Here is a 13,912-nt window from a genome sequence, read left to right on the forward strand (position 1 = left end):
CGGAGCATGCAGGTCCAGCTCGATGCCTATCTCGATCATCTGCGCCTGGAACGCCAGGTTTCGCCCCACACCCTCGACGGCTACCGGCGCGACCTGCGCAAGCTGCTGAGCTTCGCCGAAGCCGAAGGCCTGGGCAACTGGGGCGGCCTGGACAGTCGGCGCCTGCGCGCCCTGATCGCCCAGCTGCACCGGGCCGGCGCCTCCAGTCGCAGCCTGGCGCGGCTGCTGTCGGCCTGCCGCGGCTTCTATCTCTATCTGATCCGCGAAGGCCACTGCAGCCAGGACCCGGCCCACGGCCTCTCGCCGCCCAAGGCGCAGAAGGCCCTGCCCAAGGTGCTCGATGTCGACCGCTCCATGCAGCTGCTCGACGGCGCCGTGGAGGACGACTTCCTCGCCCTGCGCGACCAGGCCCTGCTGGAGCTGTTCTACAGCTCCGGGCTGCGGCTGTCCGAGCTGGTGGGGCTGGACCTGGCGGATGTGGACCTGGCCCAGGGCCTGGTCCAGGTGCGCGGCAAGGGCAACAAGGAGCGGGTGCTGCCCATCGGCAGCAAGGCCCGCGACGCCCTGGAGACCTGGCTCAAGGTCCGGCTCCAGGCCGCACCGCGTGACGACGCCCTGTTCATCGGCCAGCGCGGTCTGCGCCTGACGCCCCGCGCGGTACAGCTGCGGGTGCGCGAGGCCGGCGTGCGCGAGCTGGGCCAGCACCTGCATCCGCACATGCTCAGGCACAGCTTCGCCAGCCACATGCTCAGTGCCTCCGGCGATCTGCGCGCGGTCCAGGAGCTGCTCGGCCACGCCGACATCGCCACCACCCAGATCTACACCCACCTGGACTTCGGCCAGCTCGCCGAGGTCTATGACAAGGCGCACCCCCGCGCCAAGCGCAAGGCCAGCCGATGACGATTCGCCTCGTGACCTTCGACCTCGACGACACCCTCTGGGAAATCGCCCCGGTCATCCACTCCGCCGAAGCCCTGCTGCGTGACTGGTTCGCCGCCTCCGCGCCGCGGCTGGGCAGCGTGCCGGTCGAGCACCTCTGGGCGATTCGCGATCGCCTGTTGCAAGAGGACGCCGGTCTCAGGCACCGGGTCAGCGAGCTGCGCCGCCGGGTCATCCATCAGGCGCTGCTCGATGCCGGCTATGGCGAACCCGAGGCGGCGCAGCTGGCCGAAGCCGGCTTCGCGGTCTATCTGGCCGCCCGCCAGCAGGTCACCCTGTTCGACGACGTCCATCCCACCCTGGAGCAGCTGGCCGATCGCTACACCCTGGGGGTGCTGACCAATGGCAATGCGGACGTCCAGACCATCGGCCTGGCCGACTATTTCCGCTTCGCCCTGAATGCCGAGCAGCTGGGCGTCGGCAAACCCGATCCCACGCCCTTTCGCGAAGCGCTGCGCCTCACCGGCATTCCCGCCGAAGCCACCGTGCACGTGGGCGATAACCCCGTGGATGACGTCCAGGGCGCCCAGCGCGCCGGCATTCGCGCCGTCTGGTTCAATCCCCTGCAGCATCCCTGGCAGGGGCCTGGCCAACCGGATGCGGAGGTCCGCAGCTTGAGCGAGCTTCCCGCCGTCCTGGCAGGCTGGTAAGCCGGTGGAAAACATTAGCAATACTAAATAGCGAAAAGCTGATTTATTTCCGCTCGCCAGCCGTCTACTAGACCCCTGGTTTCTGTTAACCAATCGCCAAAATATTCGTCACATTTATTGCCTTGCCTGGCAGAGGCTTTGCGACTCCCTTCACCAAAAGCTTCGGCCTCGGCCGTTTTTTTGCCAAGCACACCTCATTTGGCCGCCGATTCACCCGGATCAACGGCATTAATAGTCGTCTCGCTGGCCGGATTTGCCGTTCGGACCTCGCGTTGACAGTCCAAACCCTTTTGACAATCATTGCCCCAGGTTCGAAGTAGCGCTGGGATTGCGCGCTGAACCTGCTGCCGTACAGGTCAGGGAAGACAGCATTACCTCCCCTCCTCTGCGTCTCGCCGATGGCTTTTCAAGTTCCTGTTTTCTGCGTTGTCAGGTCTTGATATCGGTAAATAACCCTCTGTTCATCCCGTCCAGGTGCAAACCCGTGCGGTAGCCATGTCCCGACCGGACCGGTTACCACCCAAGACACGGCAAACCTGTGCGGTAGCCATGCCCAGGCACTGGACAGCAGGGGACGATCACCGTGCCAGCGAGCACCTGCAGGACTACATGGATGTCACCTGAACTGGACTTAACTCTTTTCGCTCATGCCACTTCAGTCTTGCCTGCAACAGGCGGGCGAGTGGCTGCCCAGCCAAACGAACTTCAGCACCCTTAAGGCGGCACGCAGTGTGGCCGGAATCAGCGGGTAAAGATCGAAAAGTCTTCGGCAGATGGCCGTGAGCAAGTTGCTGTACACCCGGCGCCGATACTTTCGAATTAATTACCGGCAATGGCTGGCACCGGTACTGACCGACGTTCATCAGACGGTCACTCAATCAATAAAGATTAAAACGATCTCTTGAATTTCTTGCTGACTGCCGGGCACTGCGAAAGCCAGTTTCTACCACGTTAATTGCGCCCTGATTGCGCACAGAGAGGATGCCCCGATGGCAAGGAATGATCTATCGGAATCGACATTAGGATGTCTAATTGGCGGCGCCGGTCCGGCGGGCCTGGGATTCCTGTTCAATGCCATCAAGCGTGGCGCCCTCGAGCAACTGGCCCAGGCCGGCACCATCATCGTCGATGCCGGGACCGAACTCGGCGCCGGCAAGCTGGGTGACTATCAGATCATCGCCAACTCGGTCAGCGACGTCTTTCTGGACTGCCTGCGCGATCCCCTGCTGGCGCCCATCCTGGCCCCGCTGCAGGCCTCGCCGACCTTTCGCCACCTCAAGCTGAATTCCCAGGAAGCGCCGGCGCTGCCCATCGTCGGCCAGCTCTTCCAGCAGGCCGCCGGCCTGGTCCTGCCCTGGCTCGAACGCCAGTACGGCATCCCCACCTGGCGCCAGACCCGCATCACCGAAGTCACCTGCGAAGGCTCGAGCTATGTCGTCTGGCTGGAACAGGCCGGTGCCATCCGCCGCGTGCGCACCTCCAGCCTAGTCCTCAACCTGGGTGGCCAGCAGACCCGCCACAGCTTCGAGGAAAGCATCCAGGCCATGGGCCTGCAGCTGCCCCAGAGCGCCTCGATCGACAGCTCCGACAATCTGCTGCGCCTGCAACCCGAGGCCCTGCGCCAGCGCTATCGGGCGCGCCTCAAGGATGGCGGCCCGATCTGCGTGGTCGGCGGCTCCCACAGTGCCTTTTCCGCCCTGGACAACCTGGCCAGCGCCCTGCACCACGATGGTCTGCGCGAGCTGACCCTGGTCCATCGCTCGCCGATCCGGCTGTTCTACGAGACCGCCGCCGAAGCCCTGGCCGCCGGCTACGACTTCGACCCGATCCAGGACATCTGCCCCATTTCCAAGCGGGTCAACCGTTCCGGCGGACTGCGCTACCGCGCCCACGAGATCGGTCGCCAGGTCCTTGCCGGTCAGGGCATCGGCGGCACCCCGGTCAAGGTCAGGACGCTGCAGCTGGATGGCAGCGCCGACCAGCTCGCCAGCGCCCAGACGCTGTTCGACAGCGCCGCCCTGCTGGTCCAGGGCATGGGTTACCAACCCATAGTGCCCGAGCTGCGCTGCCAGGACGGCCGGCCGCTGACCCTGCGCACCCTGCGCGGCGGCCTGGACTCCGACGCCGCCGGCAGTCCGCTGGACCAGCACGGCCAGCGCCTAAAGGGCCTGCACCTGTTCGGCCTGGGCTCGGGATTGGCGGTGGATCCCCGCCTGGGAAGCGAAGCGTCCTTTTCCGGACGCATCTACGGGGTCTGGCAGTTCCACAACGATGCCAGTCGCGAGGCCCTGGAGTCGGTTCTGGAGCGCCTGGACAAGCCCGGCGCCTCCTTCCGGCAACCGGCCAGCCCGGTCGCCGAGCACGCTTGACCGAACCGACACGTATCAAGGACTCGATAAGCAGGTACCGGATCATGATCAATGTGACCAAGCCCTACCTTGGCGATAAGGAACGCTTCAAGGCGTATATCGACAAGATCTACGCCAACAACTGGATCACCAACCAGGGCCCTTTGCACGCGCAACTCGAAGAGCGCCTGCGCGACTATCTGGGCGTCAGAAACATCATCCTGGTCAACAACGGTACCCTGGCCCTGCAGGTCGCCTATCGCGCCCTGGGCCTGACCGGCAGTGCCATCACCACGCCGTTCAGCTTTGTCGCCACCACCAGCACCCTGCACTGGGAAGGGATCCGGCCGGTGTTCGCCGACATCCACCCGGAAACCTGGAACCTGGATCCGGCCAACGTCGAGGCCGCCATCGAGCCTGATACCTCGGCCATCGTCGCCACCCACGTGTTCGGCAATCCCTGCGACGTCCGCGGCCTGCAGCAGGTCGCCCAGCGCCACGGCCTGAAGGTCGTCTACGACGGCGCCCATGCCTTCGGCACCCTGTTCGAAGGCCGCTCGGTACTGCAGTGGGGCGACATCACCACCGTCAGCTTCCACGCCACCAAGCTGTTCCACACCATCGAAGGCGGCGCGATCATCACCGAGGACGACGAACTCGCCGAGCGCGTTCGCCGCATGATCAACTTCGGCATCGTCGATGCCGAGCGCATCGAGGGCGTCGGCATCAACGCCAAGCTCAACGAGGTCTCCGCGGCCATGGGGCTGTGCATCCTCGACGAGCTGGAAGACATCCTGGCCCGCCGCGCCGTCATCGGTCAGCACTATGAAAGACGCCTGCAGGGCGCCTTCGACCTGCAGCGCCCCACCTACGGGACCCAGCTGAACTACAGCTACTTCCCGGTGGCTCTGCGCGACGAGCCGAGTCTGCTGGACACCAAGAAGGCGCTGAACGCCGTCGGCATCAATCCGCGCCGCTACTTCTATCCGTCGCTGGAAACCCTGGATTACCTGCAGCCCCAGGCGATCAAGCCGGTCTCGCGCAAGCTGAGTCACCGCATCCTCTGCGTGCCGCTCTATCCGGACCTGCCGCAGGCGACCCAGGACCTGCTGATCGACACCCTGCTCCTGGCGCAGCAGAAAAAGACCAGCATGGAATCCCTGCGGGCACTCATCACCCCGGCACAGCTGCTGCCGAGCTGGGATTTTCCCGGCGACTCCTCTCCTGTTCTAACCTGACCCTGGCCCGCTATCTCCCATGACCAGTCCCGCGAAAGTGTCGGTGTTGCGCAACACCCTGATCAACTATGCCGGCCAAGCCTATGCGCTGCTGATCGGCATCTTGATCCAGCCGATGTATCTCGGTCATCTGGGTGCCGAAACCTATGGTCTGATCGGCTTCTTCGCCGTGCTGCAGACCTGGCTGCAACTCCTCGACGTCGGCATTTCCGCCTCGCTGGTCCGCGACGTCGCCCACGGCCGCGGTCAGACCGGCGCGGGGCGTACCCGCGGCCAGCTGCTGCGCTCGCTGGAATTCATCTTCATCCCCCTGGCGACCCTGGCCTTCGTCGCCATCGAGCTGAATTCGGAGTGGATGGCGGGGCATTGGCTCAACGTCCAGGGCCTGCCCACCGAGACCGTGGCCCACTGCATCGGCCTGATGGGGCTGATGATCGCCTTCCGCCTGCTGTCGACGCTGTACAAGAGCGGCGTCCAGGGGGTCGAGCTGCACGGCTGGCTGAACATGGTCAACGTGCTGATCGCCACGGTGCGCTACTTCGGCGGCCTGGTCCTGGTGATGTGGATTTCCCAGGAGCCACTGGACTTCTTCGTGTTCCAGGCCTTCGTCGCCGTGTTCGAGATGCTGGTCTATGCGCTCAAGGCCTATCGCCTGCTGCCCAACCCCACCTGGTGGAGCGGCTTCGACTGGCAGCGGGTCAAGCCCATCGTGCCCTTCGCCCTGAGCATGTCCTTTACCTCGATCCTGTGGATCGCCCTGACCCAGCTCGACAAGCTGGTGCTGTCCAAGGCCCTGCCCCTGGCCGAGTACGGCTACTTCAGCCTGGTGGCGCTGATCTCCACCGGCATCGTGACCCTGACCAATCCGCTGGTGCAGGCGCTGTTGCCACGCATGACGGTGCTGGTGTCCCAGGACAAGCCGCTCGAACTGGAGCGGCTCTATCGCAACGCGGCACGCTTCGCCTTCGCCATCCTGCTGCCGCTGGCGGCCATGGTGGCCTTCCATGGCGAGGCGCTGGTCTTCGCCTGGACCGGCGACAAGGTCTCCGCCCACTGGAGCGAGCCGATCCTGTTCTGGTACGCCCTGGGCTCGGCGCTGCTCGCCCTCAGCCAGTTCCAGTTCTACCTGCAGTACGCCTACGGCAAGTTGCGCCTGCACGTCTGGTACAGCCTGGTATCGGCGGCCATCTCGGTGCCCATCGTGATCCTGGTAGTCCTGCACTACGGCGCCTATGGCGCGGCGCTGGCCTGGTTCTTCATGCGCCTGATCCCCTTCGTGATCTGGCCGATGATCGTCCACGGCCGCTTCGCGCCGAATCTGCAGCGCTACTGGAACCAGGATCTGCTGGTGGCCGTGGTGGTGACCGCCATCGGCGTGGGCCTGAGCAAGCTGCTGTACCAAGAGATTCAACCGCAGGAGCGGTTCTCCATCCTGGCCACCCTCGCCCTGGGCGGTGGCCTGACCCTGGTGCTGATGGCGCTGAGCTACGTGCTCTGTTCTCCGAAACAGACCCGCTCGCGCCTGTTTTCCCAACTCTACAAAGCAGGTATCTGACATGGACGCTCGGACCGAAGCAGAGATCATGAAGCACTGGCCGACGAATTGCAGTCGGCCGGTCGCCAGCATCGTCTGCCTGACCTTCAACCATCGTGACTACATCGGCCAGGCCATCGACGGCTTCCTGCGCCAGCAGACCGATTTCCCCTTCGAGATCATCGTCAACGACGACGCCTCGACCGATGGCACCCGGGAAATCCTCCAGGACTACGAGCGCCGCTACCCCCGGCTGATCCGCCTGATCCTGCAAAAGGAAAACCAGTACAGCCAGGGCAAGCCCTATGGCATGCCGGTGTTCCAGCACGCCCGCGGCGACTACATCGCCTATTGCGAAGGCGACGACTACTGGAACGATCCGCGCAAGCTGCAGCTGCAGGTGGACTTCCTGGAGAACAACCGGGACTACGCCCTGACCTTCCACGCCTCCTATGCCTTCAACAGCACGGGGATCGTCAATCCGCAGCGGTTCAATGGCCAGGATCACTACGATCGCAGCGAAACCGACCTGAAGAAGGCCCTGCCGCTGTCGACCCTGACCGCCTGCTTCCGCAACGTCCTGCGCGAACTGCCGCCGGAGCTGGAAACCGCCGCGCTCATGGACATCGTCTGGTGGTCGCTGCTGGGGGCCCACGGCAAGGGCAAGTTCATGGACGAGATCCGCCCCGCCGCCTACCGCGTGCACGAGGGCGGGATCTTTTCCATGCGCGCCAGCCAGAAGCGGCTGCAGATGGATCTCCACACCCAGTACTGCCTGGCCAACTACTACTACCGGCTGGGCGAACGCGACCTGCACGTGTTCTTCCTGCGCCAGGTCCTGAGTCTTTCGCTGTCCTCAATTCCGCCGACGCAGAAGGTCAAGGCGCTCCTGCGGGCGGTAAGCAACATCACCCTCAACATCGGCCGACGCTTCGCCCCCAAGCGCGTCACCTACTGAACTTACGCAGAGCAGTTTTCCGGCTGCGCTGTATCCAGCTAAAAGGAAGGGACCCCAATGACCGTCATGCAGCGCTCTTCGTTCGAACAACACGAAGAACAACATCTGGACCTCAAGACGATGGCCCTCACGCTTCTTGATCACAAGAAGCTGATCGCGGGCATCACCGCGGGTTTTCTGGCAGTGGGCATCACCTATGCCGTGCTGTCGACTCCGCAATACGTCGCCGGGGCGATGATCCAGATCGAACCCAAGAAGAATGCGCTCACGGCGGTCGCCGAGACCGTGGTGCGACCCAATTCCGCCTCGCCGGCGGTAGCCGAGATCGAGCTGCTGAAGTCGCGCGCGGTGCTGACCAAGACCGTGGAGAATCTGCGCCTGGACATCGAGGCCAAGCCGCGCTTCTTCCCGCTGATCGGCCACTACCTGTGGCGCCACTACGAAGCCGAAAAGCCGGGTCAGCTGGCGGACAGCTGGCCGCAACTGCGCGGCTTCGCCTGGGGCGGCGAACAGATCGACGTCTTCCAGTTCGACGTGCCGGACGACATGTATGGCGAAACCCTCACCGTGGTGGCCGGCAGCAACGGTCGCTACCGCCTGCTGGACAAGGACAAGCAGCCCCTGCTCGACGGCCAGGTCGGCCAGATGGCCAGCGGTAACGGCTACCGCATGCAGATCAAGACCCTGACCGCGCGTCCCGGTACCGAATTCAAGGTGACCCGCAACCGCGTCATCACCACCGCGCAGCTCTATCAGAACCGCATCAAGACCAGCGAAGCGGGCAAGGAATCGGGGATCATCTACCTGTCCCTGGCCGACGAGAATCCTGACCTGGCCAAGAGCGTCCTGTCCGAGATCAGCCGCCTGTACGTGCTGCAGAACGTCGAGCGCAGCTCGGCCGAAGCCGCCCAGCGCCTGGACTTCCTCCGTGGCCAGCTGCCGGCGGTGCGCAAGGACCTGGAAAGCGCCGAAGCGGCCCTGAACAACTACCAGACCAACAGCCGCTCCGTGGACATCAGCCTGGAAACCAAGGCGGTCCTGGACAAGATCGTCACCCTCGACACCTCCATCTCCCAGCTCAAACTCAAGCAGGCCGAATACGATCGCCTCTATACCCGCGATCACCCCAGCTACAAGACCCTGCTGAACCAGCTCGCCCAGCTGGAAGTGGAAAAACGCAGCCTGCAGCGCAAGGTGGAGGCCCTGCCGAGCACCCAGCAGGAGCTGCTGCGCCTGAACCGCGACATGAAGGTCACCAACCAGACCTATCAGCTGCTGCTCAACCAGGCCCAGGAACAGGACATCATCCGTGCCGGCACCATCGGCAACGTGCGCCTGGTCGACAACGCCGACGTCAACCTCGACGAGCCGGCCACCAACCGCAAGATCGCGCTGATCCTGTCGCTGCTGCTGGGTCTGGTGACCTCGGTGGTGGTGGTCTTCGTCCGCCAGGCCTTCCAGAAGGGCATCGAGAATCCGGACACCGTCGAGCAGATCGGCCTGCCGGTCTATTCCACCCTGCCCTTCACCAAGGACCAGGAGCGCCTGAACCGTCGCCTGAAGAAGAAGACCCGTACCGGCGAACCCAATCTGCTGAGCGTGGTGCAGCCGGCCAACCTGGCGGTGGAATCCCTGCGCAGCCTGAGATCCAGCCTGCACTTCGCCATGCTGGAAGCCAAGAACCGGGTGATCATGATTTCCAGCCCGACCCCGGGCGTCGGCAAATCCTTCGTCTCCAGCAACCTCGCCGCGGTGGTCGCCCAGTCGGGTCAGCGCGTGCTGCTGATCGACGCCGACATGCGCAAGGGCTATCTGCACCGCGTGTTCGGCCTGCAGCCGCAAGCCGGCCTGTCCGAGCTGCTGACCGGTCGCAGCAAGCTGCGTGAAGCCATCGTGCCGAGCGGTATCGCCCAGCTGGACATCATCAGCTGTGGTCAGGCCGCGCCGAATCCCTCGGAGCTGCTGATGCACGCCAACTTCTCCCGTCTGCTGGACGAAGTGGGCGGCCTCTACGACCTGGTGATCATCGATACCCCGCCGATCCTGGCGGTGACCGATGCCGCCCTGGTGGGTCGCCTCGCCGGCACCACCCTGCTGGTCACTCGTTTCGGCCAGAGCACCCTCAAGGCGGTGGAGAACTCCCGTCGTCGCTTCGCCCAGAACGGCATCACCATCAAGGGCGCCATCCTCAACGGCGTGCAGCGCAAGGCCTCGACGTCCATGGAAGACGATGGCGTCTACGGCTACTACGAATACGGCCCCCGTACCTGATACGCCGCTCCGTCGCGACCGATAGCCCCAAGAGAAGGAACTCGCCCATGACGCTCGCCCATCCCGCCGGTCACTGGTACCTGGTGCAGACCAAGCCCAATCAGGAGGCCCGCGCCGAAGAAAACCTGAGCAGACAGGGCTATGTCTGCTTCCGGCCCCAGCGCGAGCGCAAGGCGTCCGGCAGAAGTCGCGCGGCCGGCAGCGAATCGCTGTTCCCGGGGTACCTGTTCATCCAGCTCAATGACGTGAACGACAACTGGTACCCCATCCGCTCGACGCGCGGCGTCAATCGCATCGTCAGCTTCGGCACCCAGCCGACGGCGGTGAGCGAAGCCATCATCGACGATATCCGCCAGCGGCTCGCCGCCCTGACGGAGCCTGCACCCGCCCACCAGCCCGGCGCGGCCGTGCGGATGCAATACAGCCAGGAGCTGGAAATGGACGCCGTGTTCCTGAGTGCCGATGGCAACGAGCGAGCCATCATCCTGCTGCGCATCCTGCAGCGCGAACAGCGGGTCAGCGTCGCTCTCGATCAATTGTCGGCAGCGGCCCCCGTCAGCCAACGGCTGCGCGCCTGACCCAGTACCCAAGGCCCTTTGGAGAGTCTCTTCATGCAATGCAAAACCACGGTCGTTACCGTCACCTACGGCAATCGCCTCTGCTACCTGGAGCAGCTCGTCACCCGCGCCCTGGCCGAGCGCACCATTCACCAGGTCATCGTGGTGAGCAATGCGGCGACGGTGTCGCTGGATAGCCTCGAAGCCCGCTGGCCCGGTCAGGTCAAGGTGATCGCCCTGAGCGAGAACACCGGTTCCGCCAACGGTTACGCCGTGGCCCTGGAAGCGGCCCTGGCCACCGACACCACCCATATCTGGATGATGGACGACGACAACGCCCCCCTGGGCGATGCCCTCGACGTCCTGCACCGGCGCCTCGGCGAACTCGGCGCCGCCCATGGCCACGACAAGGTCGCCGTGCTCGGCTACCGGCCGACCCAGCAGGCCGACATCGCCCAGTGCATCCCGACCAAGATGATCACCCAGCCACGTTCGAGCTACTTCGGCTTCCACGTGGCCCGCATCCCCTACAAGATCTGGCGCCGCCTGCCCTGGGGCCGTCCGCGCGGTGGCCAGCCGGAAGCCCTGGTCGAGCTGCCCTTCGCCCCCTATGGCGGCATGCTCGCCCACCGCAGCCTCTATGAGCGCATCGGCCTGCCCCTGCGCGAGCTGGTGCTCTATTCCGACGACACCGAGTACACCTACCGCATCACCCAGGCCGGCGGAAAGCTGTTCATGGTCACCGAGGCGGAACTCGAAGAACTGGAGCATTCCTGGAACATCAAGGAAGGCACCAGCAACGTCTACCAGAACTATCTGCAGGCCGGCTCGGACTTCCGCGCCTACTACGCGGCGCGCAACCAGGCCTGGTTCGACAAGAACGTCTGGGCCAGCTCCCGGCCGATGTACAGCCTCAACCGCTATGTCTTCCACACCCTGCTCAAGCTGTTCGCCCGTGACGACAAGAGCCGTCAGCGCCTGGCGCTGATCCGGCAGGCGGTCCAGGACGGCGAAACCGGCGCGCTGGGGATAAACCGCAGCTATCCGCTATGAAACTGCTCTTTCTCAACAGCTTCTATCCGCCCCATGTGGGCGGTGGTGCGGAGCTCATCCTGCAACGCAGCGTGGAAGGCTTCCAGCAGCGCGGTCACGACGTGGCCGTGCTGGTGACCGGTCCCGAGCAGGGGGTGCGGCAGGAGACGGTGAACGACGTTCGCGTCTATCGCGCCGGGCTGAAGAATTTCTACTGGCCCCTGACCCAGCAGCGCCCCGGTCCGCTGGCGCGCTTCGGCTGGCACTTTCGCGACCAGTACAACAGCGCGATGCGGGCGCCCCTGCGCCAGGTGCTGCAACAGGAAAAGCCGGACCTGGTGGTATGCCACAACCTGTCCGGCTGGTCGGTCGCGGCCTGGGACGAGATCCGCGCAAGCGGCGTGCCCATCGTGCAGGTGCTGCACGACATGTACCTGCTGTGCCCGAAGAACACCCTGTTCAAGAAGGGCCAGAGCTGCCAGAAACTCTGTGGCAGCTGCGCGGCCCTGCGCCGGCCCCACGCCGAGCAGTCCGCCAAGGTGGATGCCGTCGTCGGCGTCAGCCGGTACCTGCTGGATACCATCGTGAACAAGGGCTACTTCGGCGGCGTTCCGCGTCAGGTCATCCACAACGCCAGCCTGATCGCCGGCAGCAATGCCGAGACCGCGACCCCCAGTCCGGACGGCGTCGTCCGCTTCGGCTACATGGGCACCCTGTCGGAAAACAAGGGTGTGGGCTGGCTGATCGAGCAATTCCAGCGGCTGTCGCTCAACGCGACCCTGACCATCGCCGGCAAGGGTCAGCTGGACTACGAAGCCCAGCTCAAGGCCATGGCCGATCCGCAAAAGGTCAGCTTCGTCGGTTATCAGAAGCCCGAAGCCTTCTACCGAAACATCGACGTCTTCGTCGCGCCGTCGCTGTGGGCCGAGCCCTTCGGCATGGTCGCCGTCGAGGCCTGTGCCTTCCAGAAGCCGGTCATCGCCGCCCGCATGGGCGGTCTGCCGGAGATCGTCCGCGACGGCGTCAACGGGCTGCTCTGCAACCCCGACGACCGCGATTCCCTGGGCCGCGCCCTGCAGTGCCTGCATGACGATACCGAGCTGCGCCAGCGCCTGAGTCTGCTGAGCCGCACCGCGGTGGCCGATCTGCTGAGCATGGACACCATGCTCGACCAGTACCAGGCGCTCTTCGAGGACGTCCTGGGCAAGGCGCAACACGGCTCCACCAAGCCGCTTCTCGTACCTCACACACAGCTTTCCAACTGATCCACCCCAGGTCACGGCAACGGGCAGAATCATGATCATCGTCAATTCCCGCTTCATCACCCAGGATCTTCGCGGCGTTCAGCGCTTCGCGGAATGCATCTCGCTGGAGCTGGCGAAGCTGAGATCCGACCTGCGCTTCGTCGCACCGCCCGGCGCCGTCAGGCCCGAGGTGGCCAAACGGCTGGGCATCGAAGTCATCGGCACCCGCCAGGGGCAGCGCTGGGAGCAATGGGATCTGCCGAACTGGCTGAAGAGCCAGGGCAGTCCCCTGCTGCTGTCGCTGTGCAGCACGGCGCCACTGCTCTACACCAACCAGATCGCCACCCATCACGACATCAACTACGTGCGCTTTCCCGAGAGCTATTCGTGGAAATTCCGCACCTCGTACCGCTGCCTGATCCCCATGCTGCTCAAGCGCTCGAACGCCCTGATCACCGTGAGTGAATTCTCCCGGGACGAAATCTCGCGCTTCTATCGCTATCCGAGCGACTCGATCACGGTGGTGCCCAACGCCGTCGCCGATGCCTTCACCCTGGAGCCGCGGATCGATCGCGCCGAGACCCCCTATCTGCTGGCAGTGTCCTCGCCCAGCTACCACAAGAATTTCTCGCGGATGCTGGAGGCCTTCGCCGCCCTGCCGCGGGATCTGAAGGTCGAGTTGCGCATCGTCGGCGACAGCCACGCCGTGTTCGGTCAGAACGACCTGGCGACCCTGGCCGCCCGGGATTCGCGGGTCAAGCTGCTCGGCCGCATCGACGATGCCGAACTGGCACGCCAGTATCGCCAGGCCACCGCCTTCGTCTTTCCGTCGCTCTACGAGGGGTTCGGCATCCCGCCCCTCGAAGCCCAGGCCTGCGGCTGCCCGGTGATCTCGGCCAACACCGCCTCCATGCCGGAAGTGCTGCAGGACAGCGTCCTCTACTTCGATCCCTACGAGACGGCCAGCATCACCCAGGCGATGCGCACCATTCTCCAGGACGCACCGCTCAGGGAGGCGCTTCGCGCCAAGGGCCTGGCCAACATCCAGCGCTTCAACTGGCAGACCTCGGCGAGAAAGGTCTCCGACCTGCTGGACAGCGCCCTGGCGACAACCACGAAGGCCACGGCCAGAGCCGCCTGA

Annotated in this window: 11 protein-coding genes; all 11 read left to right on the forward strand. The window is 64.6% G+C overall.

Annotated features, from left to right (window positions below; genetic code table 11):
- Nucleotides 1-6: 6 nt before the first annotated feature.
- The 11 genes from xerC to PSEK12I1_RS0100430 all read left to right on the forward strand — a co-directional run bounded on the left by xerC (nt 7) and on the right by PSEK12I1_RS0100430 (nt 13,912).
- On the forward strand, nt 7-900 hold the full coding sequence (gene xerC, locus PSEK12I1_RS0100380; RefSeq protein ID WP_027600346.1) for a tyrosine recombinase XerC: 894 nt from the start codon (nt 7-9) through the stop codon (nt 898-900).
- Complete coding sequence (locus PSEK12I1_RS0100385) at nt 897-1,589, forward strand: HAD family hydrolase (RefSeq protein ID WP_007161383.1); 693 nt, start codon at nt 897-899, stop codon at nt 1,587-1,589. Before xerC ends, PSEK12I1_RS0100385 begins: the two co-directional genes overlap by 4 nt.
- Nucleotides 1,590-2,578: 989 nt before the next feature.
- The gene (locus tag PSEK12I1_RS0100390; protein ID WP_027598161.1) at nt 2,579-3,958 is read left to right on the forward strand and encodes a hypothetical protein; all 1,380 of its coding nucleotides are present in this window, start codon (nt 2,579-2,581) and stop codon (nt 3,956-3,958) included.
- A gap of 44 nt (nt 3,959-4,002) precedes the next feature.
- Nucleotides 4,003-5,175 carry a DegT/DnrJ/EryC1/StrS aminotransferase family protein gene (locus PSEK12I1_RS0100395; protein ID WP_007161385.1) on the forward strand — a complete coding sequence of 391 codons (1,173 nt, stop codon included), beginning with the start codon at nt 4,003-4,005 and terminating at the stop codon, nt 5,173-5,175.
- Nucleotides 5,176-5,194: 19 nt separating this feature from the next.
- Nucleotides 5,195-6,730: a lipopolysaccharide biosynthesis protein gene (locus PSEK12I1_RS0100400; RefSeq protein WP_027600347.1), complete on the forward strand. Its 1,536-nt coding sequence runs from the start codon at nt 5,195-5,197 to the stop codon at nt 6,728-6,730.
- A gap of 1 nt (nt 6,731) precedes the next feature.
- Nucleotides 6,732-7,667, forward strand: a complete 936-nt coding sequence (locus PSEK12I1_RS0100405) for a glycosyltransferase (protein WP_007161387.1) — start codon at nt 6,732-6,734, stop codon at nt 7,665-7,667.
- A 57-nt stretch (nt 7,668-7,724) separates the two neighbouring features.
- A complete protein-coding gene (locus PSEK12I1_RS0100410; RefSeq protein WP_027600348.1) occupies nt 7,725-9,938 on the forward strand; it encodes a polysaccharide biosynthesis tyrosine autokinase in 2,214 nt (737 codons plus the stop codon).
- 47 nt (nt 9,939-9,985) lie between these two features.
- Nucleotides 9,986-10,516 carry a transcription/translation regulatory transformer protein RfaH gene (gene rfaH, locus PSEK12I1_RS0100415; protein WP_027600349.1) on the forward strand — a complete coding sequence of 177 codons (531 nt, stop codon included), beginning with the start codon at nt 9,986-9,988 and terminating at the stop codon, nt 10,514-10,516.
- Between the two features lie 33 nt (nt 10,517-10,549).
- Nucleotides 10,550-11,548 (forward strand): glycosyltransferase, encoded by a 999-nt coding sequence (locus PSEK12I1_RS0100420; RefSeq protein ID WP_027598158.1) that lies wholly within the window; start codon nt 10,550-10,552, stop codon nt 11,546-11,548.
- Nucleotides 11,545-12,792 carry a glycosyltransferase family 4 protein gene (locus PSEK12I1_RS0100425; RefSeq protein ID WP_027600350.1) on the forward strand — a complete coding sequence of 416 codons (1,248 nt, stop codon included), beginning with the start codon at nt 11,545-11,547 and terminating at the stop codon, nt 12,790-12,792. The genes PSEK12I1_RS0100420 and PSEK12I1_RS0100425 overlap by 4 nt, the downstream gene beginning before the upstream one ends.
- Before the next feature lie 31 nt (nt 12,793-12,823).
- Nucleotides 12,824-13,912 (forward strand): glycosyltransferase family 1 protein, encoded by a 1,089-nt coding sequence (locus PSEK12I1_RS0100430; RefSeq protein WP_027598156.1) that lies wholly within the window; start codon nt 12,824-12,826, stop codon nt 13,910-13,912.

Source organism: Pseudomonas sp. MOIL14HWK12:I1 (assembly GCF_000510705.1).
In the GTDB taxonomy this organism is placed as follows: domain Bacteria; phylum Pseudomonadota; class Gammaproteobacteria; order Pseudomonadales; family Pseudomonadaceae; genus Chryseomonas; species Chryseomonas oryzihabitans.